Here is a 22,465-nt window from a genome sequence, read left to right on the forward strand (position 1 = left end):
AAGCACTTCGGACGTTTCCTTCGAATCGCGGCGGTTTTCATGAACTGGTGCGTGGTGAGTTGCAGGGATAGTCTTTTCGTTGTCACTGCGAGAGCGGTGGCAGGGTGAAGGATCCCCGCATTCATGACGTTACAGTTCGTTGGCTTTTTGCGGCACTTGGTTCAAGTCCGTAAGATCGTTCGCGGCGGCTGTGCGTGGGGCACGCTTCGGCGTGGCCGAGGTCCATGATTGCTCGGTTCCTACTCCTGCGCACAGCTGCCACCCTAACCCGTAGGAAGGTGTGATGGCGGCTCACGTTTATCAATCATGGGACCCGGAAAATGACCAATATGCATACTGATCCACCCTACGAAAAAATCACGCCTCACCCCGACAACCGCTTCATGGCCCTCACCGGCAATTGCAGCGACATGCCCAGCCTGTTCGTCGACACCCACGTGCCCCTCGACATCCTCATGGACGCCGCCAACCACCGCATCCGCGCCGTGGTCCAGGTCCTGGAAAACATGTGCATGCGCGGCTCGATCGAATGCGACTCCGTGATCCTCAGCGACTTTGCCCTGCTGTGCGCGATTCCATTGCGGGATGGCTGTGATGTGCTGGACGTCATCGGCAAGCGCCTGCGCAGCTTGCCCGCCTGAAGATCAGAGGATCGCAGCCTCCGGCAGAGTGAGCGCCTATCCCGTGGAGCTGCCAAAGGCTGCGATCTTTTGATGTTGAGGCCCACTCGGCTGCGAACCCCTGACTTGCCGCCCGGTAAAAGGTAAACTTTGCGCCCTTCGCAGGAGCAGCCATGAATTATCGTCACGCCTTCCATGCCGGCAATCACGCCGATGTGTTCAAACACCTGACCTTGACCCGCCTCATCGCCCTGATGTCGCGCAAGGAGCAGCCGTTTGCCTATCTCGACACGCACGCCGGCATCGGTCTGTATGACTTGCAGGGCGATCAGGCCAATCGCACCGGCGAGTACCTGGAAGGCATTGCGCGGTTGTGGGATCAGCCGGACCTGCCGGCGCTGACTGCCGACTATATGAAGGTGCTGCACGAGATGAACCCGGATGGCCAGTTGCGCTATTACCCGGGTTCGCCGGAGCTGGCGCGGCGCCTGACGCGGCCGCAGGATCGGGTGATGCTCAACGAGAAGCACCCCGAAGATGGCGTGTTGCTCAAGGACAACATGGCCGGCGATCGTCGGGTGAAAGTGCATCTGGGCGAGGGCTGGCACGTGGCGCGGGCGATGTTGCCGGTGCAGGAAAAGCGCGCGGTGATGCTGATCGATCCGCCGTTCGAGCAACTGGACGAGATGCAGCGTTGCGCGGCGTCGATGAAAGAAGCCATCGGCCGCATGCGCCAGACTGTGGCAGCGATCTGGTATCCGGTGAAGGATCAGCGTGCACTGCGGCGTTTCTATCAGGACCTGGCAGGCACCGGTGCACCGAAGTTGCTGCGTGTGGAGCTGCTGGTGCATCCGCTGGACACGCCGAACAGCCTCAACGGTTCCGGGCTGGCGATCGCCAATCCGCCGTGGGGGCTTGAGGAAGAGTTGCGTGAGTTGCTGCCGTGGTTGTCTAAGAAGCTGGGGCAGACCCAGGGTGGCTGGCAGATGGATTGGTTAATAGCGGAATGAAGCTACAAGCTACAAGCTACAAGCTGAAGCGAAAACAGCGCTTGCAGCTTGAAGCTTGCCGCTAGCAGCTTTTAGTTCGGCATGCACACGCCGGTGCCGCCAATCCCGCAGTAACCTTCAGGGTTCTTCGCCAGATACTGCTGGTGATACGCCTCGGCAAAGTACACGGTTGGGGCCTGGTCGATCTCGGTGCTGATTTCACCCAGACCGGCCTTGGCCAGTTCCGCCTGATACACGTCTTTGCTTTTTAGCGCTGCATCCAGTTGCTCCGGGGTGGTCGCATAGATCACCGAGCGGTACTGAGTGCCGATGTCGTTGCCCTGACGCATGCCCTGAGTCGGGTTGTGCAGTTCCCAGAACATCGCCAGCAGTTCTTCGTAGCTGACTTTGGCTTTGTCATACACCACCAGCACCACTTCGGCGTGGCCGGTCAGGCCCGAGCAGACTTCTTCGTACGTCGGGTTCGGCGTGAAGCCGCCGGCGTAACCGACGACTGTGCTGACCACGCCTTCGCGCTGCCAGAAACGTCGTTCCGCGCCCCAGAAGCAACCCAGACCGAAGATCGCAAAATCGACGTCCTGAAAGAATGGACCGAGCAGCGGAGTGTCTTCGAAGACGAAGTGTTTTTCCGGCAGGGTCATCGGGGTTTCGCGGCCGGGCAGGGCTTGTTCTTTGGTTGGAAGCACGTTTTTGTTCACCAGAATTTCCGAGCGCAGAACCATGAGCGTTCCTCTCAGTCAGGTTGGAGGTAAAAAGTCAGACCGCCAGTGTGCCGAATGATGCCGGAATTCGCACTATCAAAACTGTGGGAGCGAGCCTGCTCGCGAAAGCGGTGTGTCAGGCGACGAAGATGTCGACGGTTTTATCGCCTTCGCGAGCAGGCTCGCTCCCACAAGGGATCTTCATAGAGGCAGGCGTTAGAGGCAAAGCGGCCCACGGGGATAGCGCTTGAGCGCTTTGATCAGTTCATCACCGGGAATTGGTCGGTCGAACAGATAACCCTGCCCGACGTCGCAACGATGCCGGCGCAGGAACGCCAGTTGCTCGGCGGTTTCGATGCCTTCGGCGACAACCTTGAGTTTCAGGTTGTGGGCCATGGCGATCACCGCAGAGGTGATTTCCATGTCGTCCTGGTTGTCGGGAATTTCGTGGATGAAGCTGCGATCGATCTTGATGATGTCGATCGGGAATTTCTTCAAATAACTCAGCGATGAATACCCGGTGCCGAAGTCATCCATGGCTAGCGTCAACCCGAGGCGCTTGAGCTGGTCGAGTTGCAAGTGCGTGTCTTCGGTGGCTTCCAGCAGCAGGCCTTCGGTCAGCTCCAGTTCGAGCAGACTGGCCGGCAGCGCTTCTTCCTTGAGGATGTTGGCGATCGAGGCGACCAGATCCGGATCGGAGAACTGTTTAGGTGACAGATTGATTGCCACCTGCAGATTGCCCAGGCCCGCAGCGGTCAAGGATTTGCTCATGCGGCAGGCCTGACGGGCGATCCACTTGCCGATCGGAATGATCAGGCCGGTTTCCTCGGCGACGCTGATGAACTGGTCCGGGCGAATCATGCCGCGCTCCGGGTGGTTCCAGCGCAACAGCGCTTCCATCCCCAGCAGGCGACCGCTGCGCAGGCACAGTTTCGGCTGGTAGAACACGTCCAGCTCGTTCTGGGTCAGGGCGCGGCGCAGGTTGTTCTCGACGAACAGTTTGTAACTGGCTTCGGCGTTCAGCGCTTCAGTGAATACCTGCAACTGGTGTTTACCGTTGGCCTTGGCCTTGTGCAGCGCCAGACCGGCGTTGCGCATCAGGGTTTGCGGATCGCGCCCGTGCAGCGGCGCGCAGGCCAGGCCCACGGAGCCGGTGACGCTGATCAACTGGTTGTCGACGAACATCGGCTTGTCGAGGGTCATCAGCAACTGACTGGCAATCTGCTGCCCGGCTTCAAGGTCGGTGTCGTCGAGCAACACGGCGAATTCGTTACTGGCAAAACGCGCCAGACTGCCACTCGGGCTGAGGCTGTTGCGCAGGCGCCGGGCGAGGCTGATCAACAGTTTGTCGCCGGTCTGGTGGCCGAGGCTGTCGTTGATCCGCTTGAAGTTGTCGATGTCCACCAGCAACAGGCTGATCGGTGTATCGCTGTCGCGGGCGAAGCGCTCATCGAGATTGCGGATAAATGCCGGACGATTGCCGAGGTTGGTCAGGTTGTCGGTGTAGGCCAGGCGCTCGATACGTTGCTGCGCGAGTTTGGTCTGGGTGATGTCTTCGTAGATGCCGATGTAATGCGTCAGCTCTCGGTTGTCACCGTAGACCTTGGAGATCGACAGCTGGCCCCAGTACGGTTCGAGATTCTTGCGGCGGCTTTTGAATTCGCCCTGCCAGCTGTTGCTCTGGGCCAGCGCCGAGGGCGCGTCGAACAGCAGTTCGCTGAGGTTTTCCAGGGCGGGGAGTTCCGACAGACGCTGACCGTGGACTTCTTCGGTGGTGTACTGGGTGATAGCGGTGAAGCTCGGGTTGACGTACTCGACCACGCCGTCGCAGTTAACCAGCAAAAAGGCGTTGGCGCTCTGCTCGACCGCGCGTTGAAACAGGTGCAGGGCGCTGGTGGCGGTGCGCCGGTTGTGATTGTTGATCACTTGCGCAAACTGGTCGGCCAGTTCACCGGCAAAGGCGATTTCGTCGGACTGCCAGGCGCGAGTGACGCCGGTCTGTTCCAGACACAACACGCCGACCACCTGGCCGTCGACGCGGATGCTGGCATCGAGCATGGCATTGACGTCACGCGGACGCATCGCCTCGGCCATCTCGCGGGTGCGGGGGTCATGCATGGCGTTGTTTGCGTCGATGGCGCGGCTGCTGTGCAGCGCTTCCATGTAGTCGGGGAAGCCGCTGATATCGATCGGCTCCGGCAGGATGTATTCCTGGGTCGCACGATGGTAGGCGGAGATCGGCAGCAAGCGCTGACCGTCGAGGTTCCACAGGCTGGCGCAGTCGATTTCGTAGATATCGCAGGCGCAGCGGGTGATCAGTTCGGCGGCTTCCTGCAGCGAGTTGTGCGTGCTGTAGCGCTGGCGGGCGAGCAACAGAATCAGATCCTGCTGGGCGCGCACGCGTTCCAGATGCTGCAGTTGTTCCTGCTGGGCACGCTGGTTCAGCTCAAGGGCGATTTGCAGGCGCGAGTTCTGGGTTTCCAGATCCACCGAAGGCAGCACCTGGGCTTGGTCGAACACCTCGTCGACGGCCAGCAGGTAGCCGCGCAGCAAATGCCGGTTGTGCTGTTTATAGGCTTCGCCCAGCTCGAGGATGTTCAACGCGCCGGCGGCGGTGTGCAGGGTGTAGCGCACCACGTAATGCGCGCTTTTGCTTAGTTGCTGCTGGATTGCGTCGTGCAGTTGATAGCGCGCTTCCGGCTCCATCAGGCTGGCGTAGGGCGAGCCGACCAGCGCGCAGAGCTCGACGGCGGGCTGGCCGAACTGGCGTTCACAGTTGGGGTCGAGGAACAACATCGCCCAACTGGCTTCATTCAAGCGCTCGAAACGCAGCATGCCGAGCCGCGAGGGCACAGGCAACTGCGTCACTACCTCGGCCGCCGTACGGCTGGCGGCATCGGGTTGGCTCTTCATGAGTGGAACTCGCTTGGAAATATGCTGAATGCGCCGGGCTCTCGCCCTCTTGTCTGTTGGCTGCGGCAAGGTTGCATCATTGCGGCACCGACTGACAAGAGAGATGAAGGCCAAGTGCTATAAGAATATGTCGGCTGCAGTGAACATTTCTCCAGTGCACAACTGAAATGAGCAGAAGATCGCAGCCTTGAACAACTCTTGCAGGCGCCACGTAGCCATATAGGAGGTGCCGAAGGTTGCGATCTTTGGGTGTTTCAACGCAATTTCATACTGATCGACTGCAGCTGCTTGCCATCGCGGTCATGGTAATTGACCAATATCTGATCAGCCTCAACGACCACATGAGCAAAATTGTCCTGACTCACTACGGCACTGGTCAGCTCGTGCCGATAATCCCCGGCCGCCGTGCGCACCAGCGGTTGATTGAGGATGAATGTCGAGGCTCTGGCATACGGCAGCAATTTGCTGTTGTGCAGCGGCGAGGACACAATGGTGTGCACTTCGAATCCGGCGTCCTCGCTGTGACACAGGCGACTGGTCAGAGAACCATGAACATCGCCGGAAACGAACACCACGTTCTTGATCCGATGGGTGCGAATGGTTTCCAGCAGGCGCAGGCGCTGTTCGGGAAAGGCTTTCCAGGCATCGTCACCGTTGAACTTGCGATCGGGATAGAACATCACGCTGGTCACGACGAACTTCACCCGCGCCGGGCTGTGGATCAGCCAGTCAAGCAGCGCCTGTTCCTGCTCAGCGTCGAGAATGCGCCGGTCATCCTTCGACAGGTTGCGCCGGGTGCGACTGTCGGTGACGAACCAGGCGATATCGCTGTCGCCGAACTGATACCAGTAATGCTTCAAGGTATTCCGGTCTAGCTGGCCCTCGCCATTACATGCGTAAACCGGGCTGTGGCTGGCTTGATAAAGTTCATAAGCGGCCATGGCATTGCGATACAAGTCCTTGTCTGCTGCTTTGGCATTGGCGGGCCAGTTATCTTCGATTTCATGATCGTCGAGCATCATGTAAGTCGATGTATTGGACATCAGTCTTTGAATATTCGGTTGCGAGAATGCCGTTCGGTACTTTTTCAGAATGTCCTTGGCTGCGCGATCCGGTGCAATGATATTCAAGTCATCTACATAAACTTGATCGCCGGTCATGATCACCGCACTGACCGGTAAATGACTTTGCTCGACGAGCTGATTGATCGAGCCAAAGATGCGGTCGCCCAGCTGCGGCAAGGAGGCGATGCCAGCGGTGATCCGCAGATAACGGCAAGAACCGACAATAAAGCCTCGGGGCTGCCTCGCTTGCGCAGTGCGGGTGCGAAAGCGATAGAGCTGCCGTGGCCATTGCAGTGGAAACTCCACCACGGTGTCGACGGTGTGCACTGGATTCATCGGGCTTAACCAGCCAGCCTGGTATTCATATTCACAATCGGCATCCAGATCCTGTAATACGAGCACACCCGACATATCATTGGCTGGATTCAAAAGTGCAAATACGCTGTTCGACCATTTCTCCGCACCGGCTTTACGGGCGCGGACTCCGGCAAATACACGTTTTCTGTCCTGCTGTTCACCGCGAATGAAAATTCGCACTTCGTTAGTTGTGGTGTGGCCCACAATGGGGCCTATGGTCGGTTTGAACATGATCGATTCCGTTCGAAGGTCAGAGAAGTAAGAGTTAAATAATCGGAGCGCGTTGAAGCAACTTTCCAGAGCAGAGGTTAGTTGCCGAGCGGCGGAAAATATTGGCGCTAAGTGGACAGGGTTTGTGGCCGATGTCAGCGATAGTTGTGGGAAAAAGACGCCCGCCGCTTTCATTCAGGCAAAAAAAAGCCCCGCCAGACTGGCGGGGTTGAGGTACGAGCGTGTGGCGCTCGAAAGGGTGCAGCAAGCGGCCCCCCGTTGCCGGAGGGCCGTTTGAGTTACAGCAGGATGGTGCGGATGTCGCCCAACAGACTGCCCAGACGCTGAGTGAAGCGTGCAGCTGCAGCGCCGTTGATCACACGGTGGTCATAGGACAGCGACAGTGGCAGCATCAGCTTCGGCTGGAAGGCTTTGCCGTCCCAGACTGGCTGGATGGTTGCCTTGGACACACCGAGGATCGCCACTTCCGGCGCGTTGACGATCGGCGTGAAGCCGGTGCCGCCAATGTGGCCGAGGCTGGAAATGGTGAAGCAGGCGCCCTGCATCTCGTCCGAGGACAGCTTCTTGGTGCGGGCTTTTTCAGCCAGCGAAGCCGCTTCGGCTGCCAGTTGCAGCAGGCTCTTCTGGTCGACGTTCTTGATGACCGGCACCAGCAGGCCATCCGGGGTGTCGACCGCGAAGCCGATGTTCACATACTTTTTGCGGATGATCGCCTTGCCGCTTGGTGCCAGCGAACTGTTGAAGTCCGGCAGCTCCTTGAGCAAATGCGCGCAGGTCTTGAGCAGCAGCGGCAGGATGGTCAGCTTGACGCCAGCCTTCTCGGCCACGGCTTTCTGCGCAACACGGAAGGCTTCCAGCTCGGTGATGTCCGCCGAGTCGAATTGCGTCACGTGTGGCACGTTCAGCCAGCTGCGGTGCAGGTTGGCAGCGCCGACCTGCATCAGGCGGGTCATCGGCACTTCTTCGATTTCGCCGAAACGGCTGAAATCGACCACCGGGATTGGCGGGATGCCCGCGCCACCGGTAGCGCCGCCAGCAGCGGCCGGTGCTTCCTTGGCCTTCTGCATCATCGCCTTGACGTAAACCTGCACGTCTTCCTTGAGAATGCGACCGTGCGGACCGCTGGCGCCCACGGCGCTCAGCTCGACGCCGAACTCACGGGCCAATTGACGCACGGCAGGGCCAGCATGCACTTTCGCGCCCGGCTTGGCCGGTGCGGCGGCTGGAGCGGCAGCAGGTGCAGCGGCAGCCGGAGCAGCAGCGGCAGGTGCCGGAGCGCTCGGTGCAGCAGCCGCAGCCGGGGCAGCAGCAGGTGCCGCGCCTTTGACTTTCAGCTTGAGGATCAGGTCGCCGGTACCGACTTCGTCATCGAGCTTGATCGAAACGCTTTCGACCACGCCAGCGGCAGGCGATGGGATTTCCATGCTCGCCTTGTCGGATTCCAGGGTGATCAGCGACTGGTCGGCTTCGACAGTGTCGCCGGCCTTGACCAGCACTTCGATGATCTTCGCCTTGCCGGCCGAACCGATGTCCGGGACGTGGATGTCCTGAACGCTGTCGGCAACCGGTGCAGCCGGAGCAGCAGCCGGGGCTGGCGCAGCGGCAGCGGCCGGAGCAGCAGCCTGAGCCGGAGCGGCCGCAGCCGGGGCCGCAGCACCCGCCACTTCCAGATCCAGAATCAGATCGCCAGTGCCGACTTCGTCGTTGAGCTTGACGCTGATGGCCTTGACCACGCCAGCGGCAGGCGACGGGATTTCCATGCTCGCCTTGTCGGACTCCAGGGTGATCAGCGATTGATCAGCTTCGACGCTGTCGCCGACCTTGACCTGAATCTCGATGATCTGCGCCTTGCCCGACGAACCGATGTCCGGCACGTGCACTTGCTGTACCGAGGCAGCAGCAGGAGCAGCGGCAGGAGCGGCAGCAGCAGGGGCGGCAGCCGGTTTCTCTTCGGCTTTCGCAGCAGGAGCGGCGGCAGGTGCCGGGGCCGCTTCAGCGGCGCCCTCGACTTCCAGCTCGAGCAGTTCGTCGCCTTCTTTCAGACGGTCGCCCAGCTTCACTTTCAGGCTCTTGATGACGCCGGCTTTCGGGGCCGGCACTTCCATGCTGGCCTTGTCCGATTCCAGGGTCAGGATGCTCTGGTCGGCTTCGATGCGGTCGCCGACCTTCACAAACAGTTCAATTACTTCACCTTCACCGCTGCCGATGTCAGGTACGCGAATGAGTTCGCTCACAAAATGTCTCCTCAGCAGTCCAGTGGGTTGCGTTTTTCCGGGTCGATGCCGAACTTGGCGATGGCTTCAGCCACAACCTTAGGTTCGATATCACCACGGTCAGCCAGTGCTTCCAGGGCTGCCAACACCACGAAATGACGGTCGACTTCGAAGAAATGACGCAGTTTCTTGCGGCTGTCGCTGCGGCCGAAACCGTCGGTGCCCAGGACTTTGAATTCCTTGGACGGTACCCACTGACGGATCTGCTCGGCGAACAGTTTCATGTAGTCGGTAGAAGCAATGACCGGACCTTTACGGCCGTTCAGGCACTCTTCGACGTAGCTCAGCTTAGGCTTCTGGCCAGGCTTGAGACGGTTGCTGCGCTCTACGGCGAGGCCGTCGCGACGCAGTTCGTTGAAGCTGGTAACGCTCCACACGTCAGCGCCGACGTTGAACTCTTCACGCAGGATCTTCGCCGCTTCACGCACTTCGCGCAGGATGGTGCCGGAGCCCATCAGCTGAACGTGGTGCGCCGCATCGCGGGTGTCTTCCTCGAGCAGGTACATGCCTTTCTTGATGCCTTCTTCGGCACCGGCCGGCATGGCTGGCTGCTGGTACGACTCGTTCATCACGGTGATGTAGTAGAAGATGTCCTGTTGCTCTTCGGTCATCTTCTTCATGCCGTCCTGAATGATCACCGCCAGCTCGTAGCCGTAGGTCGGATCGTAGGTGCGGCAGTTCGGGATGGTCGCGGCCAGCAGGTGGCTGTGACCGTCTTCGTGTTGCAGACCTTCACCGTTCAGGGTGGTGCGGCCGGCGGTGCCGCCGATCAGGAAACCACGGGTACGGCTGTCGCCAGCGGCCCAGGCCAGGTCACCGATACGCTGGAAACCGAACATCGAGTAGAAGATGTAGAACGGCAGCATCGGCTGGTTGTGGCTGGAGTACGAAGTACCGGCAGCGATGAACGAGCTCATGGCGCCTGCTTCGTTGATGCCTTCCTCAAGGATCTGACCTTTCTGGTCTTCCTTGTAGAACATCACCTGGTCTTTATCGACTGGCTCGTAGAGTTGGCCGACGGAGGAGTAGATACCCAGCTGACGGAACATGCCTTCCATACCGAAGGTACGGGCTTCGTCCGGGATGATCGGAACGATGCGCGGGCCGATTTCCTTGTCCTTGACCAGTTGCGCGAGGATCCGCACGAAAGCCATGGTGGTGGAAATTTCACGGTCGCCCGAGCCATCGAGGATGGCTTTCAGGGTGTCCAGATCCGGAGTCGGTACGCTGAAGCTCTGCGCGCGGCGCTGCGGCACGAAACCGCCCAGTGCGGCACGGCGCTCGGCGAGGTAGCGGGCTTCCGCGCTGTTTGGCTCTGGCTTGAAGAACGGCAGGTTCTCCAGCTCTTCGTCCTTGACCGGAATGTCGAAGCGGTCGCGGAACAGCTTCAGGCTGTCGACGTCGACTTTCTTGGTGTTGTGCGCAGTGTTCTTCGCTTCGCCGGCACCGGTGCCATAACCCTTGATGGTCTTGGCGAGGATGACGGTCGGTTGTTCCTTGTGGTTGACCGCTTCGTGGTACGCCGCGTAGACCTTGTACGGGTCGTGGCCGCCACGGTTGAGTTTCCAGATCTCGTCGTCGGACAGGTCGGCAACCATTGCCTTGAGTTCAGGCGTGTTGAAGAAATGCTCGCGAACGAACGCGCCGTCTTTGGCTTTGTAGTTCTGGTACTCGCCGTCGATGACTTCGTCCATGCGGCGTTGCAGGATACCGTCGACGTCTTTGGCCAGCAGCGGGTCCCAGAAACGGCCCCAGATGACTTTGGTCACGTTCCACTGAGCGCCGCGGAACACGCCTTCGAGTTCCTGGATGATCTTGCCGTTGCCGCGAACCGGGCCGTCGAGGCGCTGCAGGTTGCAGTTGATGACGAAGATCAGGTTGTCCAGCTTCTCGCGGCCGGCCAGGGAAATGGCGCCCAGGGATTCCGGCTCGTCGCACTCGCCGTCGCCCAGGAAGCACCAGACTTTCTGTTTGCCCGGCTGGATGAAACCGCGGTGCTCCAGGTACTTCATGAAGCGCGCCTGGTAGATCGCCTGGATCGGACCCAGACCCATCGATACGGTCGGGAACTGCCAGAAGTCAGGCATCAGCCAAGGGTGCGGATAGGACGACAGGCCCTGACCATCGACTTCCTGACGGAAGTTGTTCATCTGGTCTTCGGTGATGCGGCCTTCCATGAATGCACGGGCGTAAACGCCTGGCGAGGTGTGGCCCTGGAAGTAGATCAGGTCGCCGCCGTGTTCGTCGGTCGGGGCCTGGAAGAAATAGTTGAAGCCGATGTCATACAGGGTCGCACTGGAAGCGAAGCTGGAGATGTGACCACCCAGGTCCGAATCTCGCAGGTTCGTGCGCATTACCATGGCCATCGCGTTCCAGCGTACCAGCGAGCGAATGCGGCGTTCCATGAACAGGTCGCCAGGCATGCGTGCTTCGTGGGTAACGGGGATCGTGTTGCGGTAAGGCGTGGTGATCGCGTAAGGGAGCTGCGAGCCGCTGCGGGTCGCGAGTTCGCCCATACGGGTCATCAGATAGTGAGCACGGTCTTCGCCTTCTTTGTCGAGAACCGATTCCAGGGCGTCCAGCCATTCCTGGGTTTCGACGGGATCGAGGTCTTGCATGGCTTGCTCCAGGGCGGAAAGGCTTCCAGAATCGGTTGCCTGAGTTTGCGACTGGCCTTGTGGGCAGACGATTTAAAATTCTTGGATTGCCGACAGGTTGTTCCGGCGGCGTGTAGTTTTACTACAAATCTTCCGGCATTTCAGCCTTTCGAATGTATAGACGAGTAGTAAAACTACAGATGAAAGGCTTGTGGCCTCCGACTGCGTTGTGAGAATAATCGTTAAGGCGGGTCGATTTCCATCCGAATAAGGTGAAAGTTTGATGCTGGATGCCAAAGAAGAAGAAATTTCAGCTATTTCTAACTTTTGTTCGACAGTCCTTCACGTAGCGGGTTTTCATCATTCACTACAAGCGGCCCTTATTACGCCGATCAAGGATAGACCATGACCCTGCCCGTGCTTGCCGATCTGCCCGCCATTCTCCTGCCGTTGGTCAGCCGATCCGAGCAGTCGTTCCGTACGTCCGTCGCCGCCCTTGAGGACGATCATGGCTTGTCGAATTGGTCGCCTGAACGCTGGGCGCAGTTCGCCCGCGTTACCGCCGCGAGCGAGTTTGTTATTGAACAGAGCATTCGTGACCCTTTGATGTTGCTGTCACTGGTGGCGTCCGGCGAACTTGATCGAGCGTTTGCGCCCGGCGAGCTGTGCGCACAGATTGCCGCCGCTGTGAACAGCGCGCAGAGCGAAGACGAACTCGGCCGCGCCTTGCGTCGCCAGCGCGCACGCCATCAGGTGCGGATCATCTGGCGCGACCTGACTCGTCAGGCCGATCTGGTGCAGACCTGCCGTGACCTTTCGGACATGGCCGATGCCACCATCGATCAGGCTTATCAATGGCTGTACAGCCGTCATTGCGAGCAATTCGGCACACCGACCGGGCGGCGCAGCGGTGAGCCGCAGCAGATGGTCATTCTCGGCATGGGCAAGCTCGGCGCGGTCGAGCTGAATCTGTCTTCCGACATCGACCTGATCTTCGCCTACCCCGAAGGCGGCGAAACCGTCGGCGTGAAACGCTCGCTGGATAATCAGGAATTCTTCATCCGCCTCGGCCAGCGTCTGATCAAGGCGCTCGATCCGATGACCGTCGACGGCTTCGTCTTCCGCGTCGACATGCGCCTGCGTCCATACGGATCGTCCGGTGCGCTGGTGCTCAGCTTCAACGCGCTGGAGCAGTATTACCAGGATCAGGGCCGTGACTGGGAACGCTACGCGATGATCAAGGCGCGGGTGGTGGCTGGCGATCAGGTCGCCGGCGCGCAGTTGCTCGATATGCTGCGGCCGTTCGTTTATCGGCGCTATCTGGACTTCTCGGCGATCGAAGCGCTGCGCACCATGAAGCAGTTGATCCAGCAGGAAGTCCGGCGCAAGGGCATGGCCGACAACATCAAGCTCGGCTCCGGCGGCATCCGCGAAGTCGAATTCATCGCTCAGGCCTTTCAGCTGATCCACGGTGGCCGCGACCTGAGCCTGCAACAGCGTCCTTTATTAAAGGTGCTGAGCACGCTGGAAGGGCAGGGCTATCTGCCGCCGGCGGTGGTCAGCGAATTGCGCGAGGGTTACGAGTTTCTGCGTTACACCGAACATGCCATTCAAGCGATTGCCGACCGCCAGACGCAGATGCTGCCGGACAGCGCCCAGGATCAAGCGCGGATCGCCTTCATGCTGGGCTTCGCCGATTGGTCGGCGTTCCACGAACAGCTGATGTACTGGCGCGGGCGCGTGGCCTGGCATTTCGCCCAGGTGATCGCTGATCCCGACGAAGAAGCGGGCAGCGAAAGCGAAGTGGTAGTCGGTGGTGAGTGGCTGCCGCTGTGGGAGGAAGAACAGGACGAAGAGGCCGCTTGCCGACAGTTGCAGGAAGGCGGTTTCGTCGATGCCGGCAAAGCCCTGAAAGCGCTGGCCGGTTTGCGCGGCAGTCCGCAACTGCGCGCGATGCAGCGGCTGGGACGCGAACGTCTGGATGCGTTCATTCCGCGACTGCTTGCGCAAGCGGTGGAGCATGACAATCCCGATCTGGTGCTCGAGCGCGTGCTGCCACTGGTGGAAGCGGTGGCGCGGCGTTCGGCGTATCTGGTGTTGCTCACGGAAAACCCCGGTGCGCTACGCCGCCTGCTGACCCTGTGTGCGGCGAGCCCGTGGATTGCCGAGCAGATCACGCGCTTCCCGCTGCTGCTCGACGAATTGCTCAACGAAGGTCGGCTGTTCAAGCCGCCGCTGGCGCCGGAACTGGCGGCCGAGTTGCGCGAACGCCTGACGCGAATTCCCGAAGACGACCTCGAGCAGCAAATGGAAGCCCTGCGCCATTTCAAGCTGGCGCACCGCTTGCGCGTCGCCGCCTCGGAAATTGCAGGCAGCCTGCCGCTGATGAAAGTCAGCGATTACCTGACCTGGCTGGCCGAAGCGATTCTCGAACAAGTGCTGGCGCTGGCCTGGCGGCAGACTGTGGCCAAGTACGGCACGCCGCTGCGCACCGACGGCACGCTGTGCGATCCCGGCTTCATCATTGTCGGTTATGGCAAAGTCGGCGGCCTGGAATTGGGGCATGGTTCGGATCTGGATCTGGTGTTCATCCACGACGGCGATCCGCAGGCGGAAACCGACGGGCCGAAATCCATTGATGGCGCGCAGTTCTTTACGCGTTTGGGGCAGCGGATCATTCATTTGCTCACGGCGCAGACCAACTCCGGCCAGCTGTATGAAGTGGATATGCGTCTGCGGCCGTCCGGTGCTTCCGGGCTGCTGGTGAGTTCCCTCGGCGCGTTCGCCCGCTATCAGGAAAACGAAGCCTGGACGTGGGAGCATCAGGCTTTGGTGCGCGCGCGGGTGCTGGTGGGCAGTCAGGATGTCGGCCAGGCCTTCGAGAAAGTCCGCGCCCAGGTATTGGGCAAACCTAGGGATCTGGCCAAGCTGCAACAGGAAGTCAGCGAGATGCGCGCGAAAATGCGCGACAACCTCGGCACCCGCAGCACCGCAGCCGGCACGGCGGCGAATGCGTTCGACGGGGGCGTGCCGTTCGACCTCAAGCAGGACGCCGGAGGTATCGTCGATATTGAATTTATGGTGCAATACGCGGCCCTGGCGTGGTCGCACAGCCATCCACCGCTGCTGCGCTGGACCGATAACATCCGCATTCTGGAAGAGCTGGAGCACGAAGGGCTGATGCCCGCCGAAGATGCCAGTCTGTTGCGCGAGGCCTACAAGGCCTACCGCTCCGCCGCCCACCGGCAGGCCTTGCAGAAAGACGCCGGGGTGATACCGGGCGACCAGTTTGCCGACGAACGTCGGCAGGTTTTGCGGATATGGAAAGAGATGGGGCTAAGCTGAAACGCGCCAATGAACGCAATGAGATTCAAACGGTGGGAGCGAGCCTGCTCGCGAAGGCGGAGTGTCAGTCGGCATTTGTTTTGAATGTACTGGCCCCTTCGCGAGCAAGCTCGCTCCCACAGTGATCTGCGCTGAAATGCAGATGTTGAAACAGATGCAAAACCCTGTGGGAGCTGGCTTGCCAGCGATAGCGGAGTATCAGACGACAATAGTGTTGAATGTGAAGACCCCATCGCGGGCAAGCCCGCTCCCACAGTAGATCTACAGTGTTTGTAGAATTATCGAGGCGGGGAGGCGTAAATGCCTCCCCGGTTCGTTTTTGGAAACCACATGAATATTCTGATCGTTGGGCCCAGTTGGGTCGGTGACATGGTGATGGCGCAGACACTGTTTCAGTGTCTCAAACAGCGCCACCCGCAATGCGCAATCGACGTGCTGGCGCCTGAATGGAGCCGGCCGATCCTCGAACGCATGCCCGAAGTGCGCAAGGCCTTGAGCTTCCCGCTCGGCCACGGCGCGCTGGAACTGTCGACGCGTCGGCGCATCGGCAAGTCCCTGCGCGGTCAGTACGATCAGGCGATCCTGCTGCCCAATTCGCTGAAATCGGCACTGGTGCCGTTTTTCGCCGGCATCCCGAAACGCACCGGTTGGCGCGGCGAGTTTCGCTATGGCCTGCTCAATGACGTGCGTACCCTCGACAAAGAACGCTACCCGCTGATGATCGAGCGTTTCATGGCGCTGGCCTATGAAGCGAACGCCGAGCTGCCGAAGCCGTACCCGCGCCCGAGTCTGCAAATCGACCCGGTCACCCGCGAAGCGGCACTGGCCAAATTCGGTCTGAGCCTCGATCGCCCGGTCCTGGCCCTGTGCCCCGGCGCCGAGTTTGGCGAATCCAAGCGCTGGCCGTCCGAGCACTACGCCAAGGTCGCCGAAGCGCGCATCCGCGAAGGCTGGCAGGTATGGCTGTTCGGCTCGAAAAACGATCACGCGGTCGGCGAAGACATCCGCGCCCGATTGATCCCGGGCCTGCGTGAAGAATCGGTCAACCTCAGTGGTGGTACCTCGCTGGCCGAGGCCATCGACCTGCTGTCCTGTGCTGATTCGGTTGTATCCAACGATTCCGGCCTGATGCACGTCGCAGCGGCATTGAATCGTCCGCTGGTCGCGGTGTACGGCTCGACCTCGCCGGGCTTCACCCCGCCGCTGGCCGAGCAGGTCGAGATCGTGCGCCTGGGCATCGAATGCAGCCCGTGCTTCGATCGAACTTGCCGGTTCGGCCATTACAACTGCCTGCGCCAGCTGATGCCGGACGCGGTCAACGATGCCTTGCAGAAGTTGCAGGGCTCCGTGGTCGAGGTTCATTAACTTGCGGGTATTGCTGATCAAGACTTCATCGCTGGGCGACGTGATTCACGCGTTACCGGCGCTGACCGACGCCGCGCGGGCGATCCCGGGCATCAAGTTCGACTGGGTGGTGGAAGAGGGTTTCGCCGAGATTCCGAGCTGGCACCCGGCGGTCGATAAAGTGATACCGGTGGCGATCCGCCGCTGGCGCAAGAATCTGTGGCAAACCATCACCAGCGGCGAGTGGAAACGCTTCAAGCAAAGCGTGCGCGCCAATAAATACGATCTGGTGATCGACGCCCAAGGCCTGCTGAAAAGTGCCTGGCTGACCCGTTACGTCAAAGCCCCGGTGGCCGGTCTCGACAAAGGTTCGGCCCGTGAGCCTATGGCTTCGCGTTTCTACGATCGCAAATTGGCCGTCGCCCGTGGTCAGCACGCCGTCGAACGTGTGCGTCAGTTGTTCGCCATCGCCCTGGGTTACGACCTGCCCAAAGGCCTTGGCGATTACGGCCTCAACGTCGAGCGACTGGTCGAGTTGCCACGCAAGAACGCTTACGTGGTGTTCCTCCACGGCACCACTTGGGACACCAAGCACTGGCCGGAAATCTACTGGCGCGAGCTGACCGAGCGGGTCGGCTACCTCGGCGTTGGCGTGAAGCTGCCGTGGGGCAACCCGCAGGAAAAGGCCCGCGCCGAGCGCATCGCTGCCGGCTTCAAACACGCCGAAGTGCTGCCGAAGCTCAATCTGGCCGGCGTCGGCAAAGTCCTCGCCGGCGCGCAAGCCTGCGTGGCAGTGGACACCGGGCTCGGCCATCTGGCCGCTGCGCTGGATGTACCGACGATTTCGTTGTTCGGCCCGACCAACCCGGGCCTCACTGGCGCTTACGGCAAGCTGCAGATTCATCTGGCCAGCGACTTCCCGTGCGCGCCCTGCATGCAGAAAAAATGTACCTATCAACCGACCGAGCAGGATGCCCGTCAGTTTGACCTGAAACGCGAGCAGCCTTTGTGCTTCACGCGTGTGAACCCCGAGCGTGTCGCCAGCCGACTGAGCACGTTGTTAATGGCTGAGGAGCTGCGCTGATGCAATTGGCATTCGTCCTGTACAAATATTTCCCGTTCGGCGGCTTGCAGCGCGATTTCATGCGCATCGCCCTCGAATGCCAGAAGCGCGGCCATCAGATTCGCGTCTACACGTTGATCTGGGAAGGCGACGTGCCCCCGGGTTTCGAGGTGCTGGTGGCGCCGGTCAAGGCGTTCTTCAATCACCGCCGCAACGAAAAACTCAGCGCGTGGATGGCAGCGGATCTGGCCAAGCGTCCGGTCGATCGCTTGATCGGCTTCAACAAAATGCCGGGCCTTGACGTCTATTACGCCGCCGATGGCTGCTTCGAAGACAAGGCGCAGAACCTGCGCAACTCGCTGTATCGCCGCTGGGGTCGCTATCGCCACTTCGCCGAGTACGAGCGCGCGGTGTTCGCCAAGGACGCGAAGACCGAAGTGCTGATGATTTCCGAAGTGCAGCAACCGCTGTTCATCAAGCATTACGACACGCCGCTCGAGCGCTTTCACCTGCTGCCACCGGGCATTGCCCAGGATCGTCGGCGGCCGGCGAATGCCGATGAGATTCGCGCCGGTTTTCGCGCCGAATTCGATCTCAAGGACGACGAGCTGCTGCTGGTGCAGATCGGTTCCGGCTTCAAGACCAAGGGCGTCGATCGCAGCCTCAAGGCACTGGCCGCACTGCCCGCCGAATTGCGCAAACGCACCCGCCTGTTTGTAATCGGCCAGGATGACCCCAAATTGTTCCAGATGCAGAGTGCGACGCTGGGCCTGGGCGACAATGTGACCTTCCTCAAAGGACGCAGCGATATCCCGCGTTTCCTGCTCGGCGCTGACCTGTTGATTCACCCGGCCTACAACGAAAACACCGGCACCGTGCTGCTTGAAGCGCTGGTGGCCGGGTTGCCGGTGCTGGTCAGTGCGGTCTGCGGTTACGCCCATTACATTGCCGAGGCCGATGCCGGGCGCGTGCTGGACGAGCCGTTTGAGCAGGCGCAACTGACCCGATACCTGACCGAGATGTTGAGCGATGACGCTGCACGCGCGGCCTGGAGCCGCAACGGTCTGGCCTTCGCCGAGACGGCCGACCTCTACAGCATGCCGCAGCACGCGGCGGATGTGATTCTGGCGGAGCACGCTTAATGAAGTTGATGCTGGCTGAACCGTTCAAAAGCCTTTGGGCCGGACGCGACCCGTTCGCCGCAGTCGAGGGCTTGCAGGGCGAGGTATACCGCGAGCTGGAAGCGCGCCGGACATTGCGCACGGAAGTCGACGGCCATGGCTTTTTCGTCAAGATTCACCGTGGCATCGGTTGGGGCGAAATCTTCAAGAACCTGCTGACCGCCAAGCTGCCCGTGCTCGGCGCCGGGCAAGAGTGGAAGGCCATCCAGCGTCTGCAGGAAGTCGGCGTGCCGACCATGACCGCCGTCGCCTACGGCGAGAAGGGCAGCAACCCGGCGGATCAGCATTCGTTCATCGTCACCGAAGAACTGGCGCCGACCATCAGCCTTGAAGACTTCAGCATCGATTGGGTCAAACAGCCGCCGGAGCCAACACTCAAGCGCGCATTGATTGCCGAAGTCGCGCGGATGACCGGGATGATGCATCGCGCCGGGGTCAATCACCGCGACTGCTATATCTGCCATTTCCTGCTGCACACCGACAAACCGGTCACTCCGCAGGATTTCAAACTCTCGGTGATCGATCTGCACCGTGCCCAGACCCGCGCGAAAATCACTCAGCGCTGGCGCAACAAGGATCTGGCAGCGCTGTACTTCTCCGCGTTGGACATCGGCCTGACCCGCCGCGACAAGCTGCGTTTCCTCAAGGGCTACTTCCAGCAACCGCTGCGGCAGATTCTGGCAGAAGAGGCGTCGTTGCTGAGCTGGCTGCAAGGCAAGGCCGACAAGCTCTACGCGCGTAAACAGCGTTACGGGGATGCGCTCTGATGGCGGGCTGGACACTTGAACCGCAGTACAGCGACCTCGCCGAAGATTTCGGCAGTCTCGAAGCGGTGTTTGCGTTGCAGGGCGAGCGCCTGACCCGCGACCCGCTGTCGGAGGTCGTTCGCGTGCAGCGCGACGGCGTCAATTACTACGTCAAACGCTACGTTGGCGCCGGTAAGGGCCTGCGCCGTTACCTCGGCAAGCCGCGGGTAAAAATGGAATGGCAGAACCTCAAGCGCTTCGCCAAGTGGGGCATCCCGACTGCCGAGGTGGTGGCCTGGGGGCTGGAGCGGCGGGGCGCGGCCTACGATCGGGGTGCGATGATCACCCGTGAGCTGCCCAATACCGAAGACCTTTCGGCACTGGCCGAGCGCAAGGATCCCAGGCTCAAGGATCGCGCCTGGGTCGACGGTGTCAGCCAGCAATTGGCCGGTTACACCCGGACCATGCACGACCATCGGTTTACGCATAACGATTTGAAATGGCGCAACCTGTTGATCGACGATCAGGCGCGCATCTTCCTCATCGACTGCCCCAACGGCGAATTCTGGCGCGGCTTCTGGCTCAAGTACCGGATCACCAAGGACCTCGCCTGTCTCGACAAGCTGGCTAAATATCACCTGTCCAACACCCAGCGCCTGCGCTTCTACAAGCAGTATCGCCAGTGTGATCGGCTCGATGTCGCCGACAAGAAACGGATTCGCCACGTGGTGAGATTTTTTGAGGGGCGCGAATGACTGATTTTCTTGCCGAACAGGACCGCGCACTGCTGGAGCGCCACGGTCTCGGCAACTTCGACGCACTGTGGGCTAAACAGCTTGAAGCTGTGGATGAGCCCAACACCGCCGGTGGCGGCTGGAGCAGCGTGTTCCGCCTGGATCTTGAAGGCCAGGGCTATTACCTCAAGCGACAGAGCAATTACCTGACGCGGACCTTGCAGGCGCCGTTTGGCGAACCGAGCTTTGCCCGCGAATTTCGCAACATCAGCCGTTACCGCAAGTTGGGCATTCCGGCGTTGCAGGCGGCGTTTTTCGGTGAGCGCAAGGTCGCCGGGGAAGTGCGCGCCATTCTGCTCACCCGCGCACTCGATGGCTGGAGCGACCTGGATTCGTTGCTGGCGCGCTGGGCACAGCTCAGTGCCGCGCAACATTCGGCCATCCTCAGGGCTTGCGGTCTGCTGGCGCGGCGGCTGCACGGCGCGCGTCAGGTGCATGGCTGTTTCTATCCCAAGCATATTTTCCTGCGCGCCACCGGCGACGGCTATGAGGCGCAACTGATCGATCTGGAGAAAACCCGGCCGCTGCTGTTCGGCATGCGTGATCGGGTCAAGGATCTGGAACCGTTGCAACGTCGCGCGCCGCAGTGGAGCGAGGCCGACTTGCGCCAATTGCTCGCGGCTTATCTCGATCAGCCGACTGACAGCTCGCTGCTCGACAGCTGGCTGAGCCGACTGACCGCGCGGCGCAGCCACAAGGAGACTCGTTGATGCAATTGTCCGAGCTGGCCCGCTCCGGGCGCGCACCTTCACTGCCACTGACCGTAACCCTGGCGGACGCCGCCGGTGCGGCGGATCTGCAGTTGCTCAGTCTGCTGCGGGTGTTGCCCGGGCAGCGTTACGTTGGCGCAGGTGTCTGGCGCGGTCGGCCGGTGCTGGCAAAGTTATTGGTCGGCAGCAAGGCCGCCCGGCATTTCCAGCGGGAGCTGGACGGTGTGCGCCTGCTCGCTGCGCAAAACCTGACCACGCCGCTGCTGTTGGCCGACGGACTGAAGGACGGCGAGGGTGGCTGGCTGCTGTTCGAATTTCTCGAGGGCGCCGAAAGTCTCGGTGATGCCTGGGCCGAGGTCGAGTCGCTGCCGGCGCTGGCCGACGAGCAGACCGCCGTACTGGCCGAAGCACTGGATGCTATCGGACGGATGCATGGCAAAGGACTCTGGCAGGAGGATCTGCACCTGGACAATCTGCTGCGCCACGGCGGTCAGCTGTATCTGATCGATGGCGCCGGCGTTCGTGCGGAAACGGCGGGGCAGCCCTTGTCCCGGCAGAAAGTGCTGGAAAACCTCGGCGTGTTTTTCGCCCAGCTACCGAAATCACTCGAGCCGTTCACCGAAGAGCTGCTGGTGTATTACCTGCTGAGCAACAGCGAACATGCGTTGCCGCTGGAGGCGTTGCAAAAACAGATCGACAAGGTGCGCAACTGGCGACTCAGGGATTATCTGAACAAGGTCGGCCGAGACTGCACATTGTTTGCGGTGCAGCGCGGCGCATTTGCCCTGCGCGCGGTTCGCCGTGAAGAAGAAGCGGCCATGCTGCCGGTGCTTGAGCAGGCTGACGCCTTGCTTGATCAGGGGCACCTGTACAAGACCGGCGGCGCGGCCAGCGTTGGCAAAGTCGAGATAGCCGGGCGGGCTCTGGTTATCAAGCGCTACAACATCAAGAATTTCGCCCATTGGCTCAAACGCTTCTGGCGCCCGAGCCGGGCCTGGCATTCGTGGCGTGAAGGCAATCGCCTGGCGTTCCTGGGCATCGCCACGCCGAAACCGCTGGCGGTACTGGAAAAACGCTTTTTGTGGCTGCGCCGCAGTGCCTATCTGGTCACCGAATTCCTGCCCGGGCCGGACATCATCGAGCGCTTTGCGCCGTACGTGGAAAATGGCCAGGCACCGGAAGCCGAGTTGCTGGCGCTTGATCAACTGTTTGCCCGATTGATCGCCGAACGCATCAGTCATGGCGATTTCAAGGGGCATAACCTGTTCTGGCAGGCGGATAGCTGGGCGCTGATCGACCTCGACTCGATGTGTCAGCACTCATCGGTCGGCAGTTTTGCCTCGGCCTACGCCCGCGATCGCGCGCGGTTCATGCGTAACTGGCCTGAAAGCAGCGCGTTGTACCAAGTCATTGATCAGCGGTTGCCGAAGGAAGTCTCCAGCGCAGGGTGAGTTCTTCTCACGAGCAGGCTCGTTCTTGCAATGGGCCTGGTCCACTGCGAAACGGAGTCTGTGGG

Annotated in this window: 16 protein-coding genes; 11 read left to right on the forward strand and 5 right to left on the reverse strand. The window is 60.7% G+C overall.

The genetic code is table 11. The features are described from left to right. Positions 1-320 precede the first annotated feature (320 nt). Positions 321-641 carry a hypothetical protein gene (locus PS14A_RS01580; protein WP_110644861.1) on the forward strand — a complete coding sequence of 107 codons (321 nt, stop codon included), beginning with the start codon at positions 321-323 and terminating at the stop codon, positions 639-641. A 152-nt stretch (positions 642-793) separates the two neighbouring features. Further along, a complete protein-coding gene (gene rlmJ, locus PS14A_RS01585; protein ID WP_122508537.1) occupies positions 794-1,630 on the forward strand; it encodes a 23S rRNA (adenine(2030)-N(6))-methyltransferase RlmJ in 837 nt (278 codons plus the stop codon). Between the two features lie 71 nt (positions 1,631-1,701). Here rlmJ and msrA read toward each other — a convergent pair whose 3' ends face one another. From msrA to aceE, 5 genes are all read right to left on the reverse strand, one after another. Then, positions 1,702-2,352, reverse strand: coding sequence for a peptide-methionine (S)-S-oxide reductase MsrA (msrA, locus tag PS14A_RS01590; protein WP_137215163.1), 651 nt, complete (start codon positions 2,350-2,352; stop codon positions 1,702-1,704). Positions 2,353-2,547: 195 nt separating this feature from the next. Beyond that, a complete protein-coding gene (locus tag PS14A_RS01595; protein WP_212615138.1) occupies positions 2,548-5,244 on the reverse strand; it encodes a GGDEF and EAL domain-containing protein in 2,697 nt (898 codons plus the stop codon). Between the two features lie 254 nt (positions 5,245-5,498). After that, entirely contained in the window at positions 5,499-6,896 is a 1,398-nt protein-coding gene (locus PS14A_RS01600; protein ID WP_212615139.1) for an alkaline phosphatase D family protein, read from the reverse strand. A gap of 278 nt (positions 6,897-7,174) precedes the next feature. Further along, positions 7,175-9,130, reverse strand: a complete 1,956-nt coding sequence (aceF, locus tag PS14A_RS01605; protein WP_212615140.1) for a dihydrolipoyllysine-residue acetyltransferase — start codon at positions 9,128-9,130, stop codon at positions 7,175-7,177. Positions 9,131-9,141: 11 nt separating this feature from the next. Further along, a complete protein-coding gene (gene aceE / locus PS14A_RS01610; protein ID WP_101156503.1) occupies positions 9,142-11,787 on the reverse strand; it encodes a pyruvate dehydrogenase (acetyl-transferring), homodimeric type in 2,646 nt (881 codons plus the stop codon). A gap of 262 nt (positions 11,788-12,049) precedes the next feature. Here aceE and PS14A_RS26715 point away from each other — a divergent pair, with 262 nt between their 5' ends. The 9 genes from PS14A_RS26715 (at position 12,050) to PS14A_RS01650 (ending at position 22,400) form a co-directional block, all read left to right on the forward strand. Further along, a complete protein-coding gene (locus PS14A_RS26715; protein WP_256584330.1) occupies positions 12,050-12,175 on the forward strand; it encodes a hypothetical protein in 126 nt (41 codons plus the stop codon). Next, positions 12,172-15,111 (forward strand): bifunctional [glutamate--ammonia ligase]-adenylyl-L-tyrosine phosphorylase/[glutamate--ammonia-ligase] adenylyltransferase, encoded by a 2,940-nt coding sequence (gene glnE / locus PS14A_RS01615; protein WP_212615141.1) that lies wholly within the window; start codon positions 12,172-12,174, stop codon positions 15,109-15,111. Before PS14A_RS26715 ends, glnE begins: the two co-directional genes overlap by 4 nt. A gap of 330 nt (positions 15,112-15,441) precedes the next feature. Then, positions 15,442-16,476 carry a lipopolysaccharide heptosyltransferase II gene (gene waaF / locus PS14A_RS01620; RefSeq protein ID WP_130912164.1) on the forward strand — a complete coding sequence of 345 codons (1,035 nt, stop codon included), beginning with the start codon at positions 15,442-15,444 and terminating at the stop codon, positions 16,474-16,476. Position 16,477: 1 nt separating this feature from the next. Beyond that, a complete protein-coding gene (gene rfaC, locus PS14A_RS01625; RefSeq protein WP_212615142.1) occupies positions 16,478-17,539 on the forward strand; it encodes a lipopolysaccharide heptosyltransferase RfaC in 1,062 nt (353 codons plus the stop codon). Next, positions 17,539-18,660 (forward strand): glycosyltransferase family 4 protein, encoded by a 1,122-nt coding sequence (locus PS14A_RS01630; protein ID WP_212615143.1) that lies wholly within the window; start codon positions 17,539-17,541, stop codon positions 18,658-18,660. The genes rfaC and PS14A_RS01630 overlap by 1 nt, the downstream gene beginning before the upstream one ends. Next, on the forward strand, positions 18,660-19,466 hold the full coding sequence (gene rfaP, locus PS14A_RS01635) for a lipopolysaccharide core heptose(I) kinase RfaP (protein ID WP_137215166.1): 807 nt from the start codon (positions 18,660-18,662) through the stop codon (positions 19,464-19,466). Before PS14A_RS01630 ends, rfaP begins: the two co-directional genes overlap by 1 nt. Then, complete coding sequence (locus PS14A_RS01640; RefSeq protein ID WP_122881208.1) at positions 19,466-20,200, forward strand: lipopolysaccharide kinase InaA family protein; 735 nt, start codon at positions 19,466-19,468, stop codon at positions 20,198-20,200. The genes rfaP and PS14A_RS01640 overlap by 1 nt, the downstream gene beginning before the upstream one ends. After that, positions 20,197-20,949: a lipopolysaccharide kinase InaA family protein gene (locus PS14A_RS01645; protein ID WP_130912168.1), complete on the forward strand. Its 753-nt coding sequence runs from the start codon at positions 20,197-20,199 to the stop codon at positions 20,947-20,949. The genes PS14A_RS01640 and PS14A_RS01645 overlap by 4 nt, the downstream gene beginning before the upstream one ends. Beyond that, entirely contained in the window at positions 20,949-22,400 is a 1,452-nt protein-coding gene (locus tag PS14A_RS01650; RefSeq protein WP_212615144.1) for a lipopolysaccharide kinase InaA family protein, read from the forward strand. Before PS14A_RS01645 ends, PS14A_RS01650 begins: the two co-directional genes overlap by 1 nt. The last annotated feature ends 65 nt before the right edge of the window (positions 22,401-22,465 follow it).

This window comes from Pseudomonas sp. 14A (assembly GCF_018132745.1).
Lineage (GTDB): Bacteria > Pseudomonadota > Gammaproteobacteria > Pseudomonadales > Pseudomonadaceae > Aquipseudomonas > Aquipseudomonas mercuritolerans.

Excerpts from the sequence above, each read along its gene's own strand:
- aceE (WP_101156503.1), bottom strand. The coding sequence starts at position 11,787 with ATGCAAGACCTCGATCCCGTCGAAACCCAGGAATGGCTGGACGCCCTG.
- PS14A_RS26715 (WP_256584330.1), top strand. The coding sequence starts at position 12,050 with ATGCTGGATGCCAAAGAAGAAGAAATTTCAGCTATTTCTAACTTTTGT.
- PS14A_RS01645 (WP_130912168.1), top strand. The coding sequence starts at position 20,197 with ATGACTGATTTTCTTGCCGAACAGGACCGCGCACTGCTGGAGCGCCAC.
- PS14A_RS01595 (WP_212615138.1), bottom strand. The coding sequence starts at position 5,244 with ATGAAGAGCCAACCCGATGCCGCCAGCCGTACGGCGGCCGAGGTAGTG.
- glnE (WP_212615141.1), top strand. The coding sequence starts at position 12,172 with ATGACCCTGCCCGTGCTTGCCGATCTGCCCGCCATTCTCCTGCCGTTG.
- PS14A_RS01640 (WP_122881208.1), top strand. The coding sequence starts at position 19,466 with ATGGCGGGCTGGACACTTGAACCGCAGTACAGCGACCTCGCCGAAGAT.
- PS14A_RS01630 (WP_212615143.1), top strand. The coding sequence starts at position 17,539 with ATGCAATTGGCATTCGTCCTGTACAAATATTTCCCGTTCGGCGGCTTG.
- rfaP (WP_137215166.1), top strand. The coding sequence starts at position 18,660 with ATGAAGTTGATGCTGGCTGAACCGTTCAAAAGCCTTTGGGCCGGACGC.
- PS14A_RS01580 (WP_110644861.1), top strand. The coding sequence starts at position 321 with ATGACCAATATGCATACTGATCCACCCTACGAAAAAATCACGCCTCAC.
- PS14A_RS01650 (WP_212615144.1), top strand. The coding sequence starts at position 20,949 with ATGCAATTGTCCGAGCTGGCCCGCTCCGGGCGCGCACCTTCACTGCCA.
- waaF (WP_130912164.1), top strand. The coding sequence starts at position 15,442 with ATGAATATTCTGATCGTTGGGCCCAGTTGGGTCGGTGACATGGTGATG.
- PS14A_RS01600 (WP_212615139.1), bottom strand. The coding sequence starts at position 6,896 with ATGTTCAAACCGACCATAGGCCCCATTGTGGGCCACACCACAACTAAC.
- msrA (WP_137215163.1), bottom strand. The coding sequence starts at position 2,352 with ATGGTTCTGCGCTCGGAAATTCTGGTGAACAAAAACGTGCTTCCAACC.
- rlmJ (WP_122508537.1), top strand. The coding sequence starts at position 794 with ATGAATTATCGTCACGCCTTCCATGCCGGCAATCACGCCGATGTGTTC.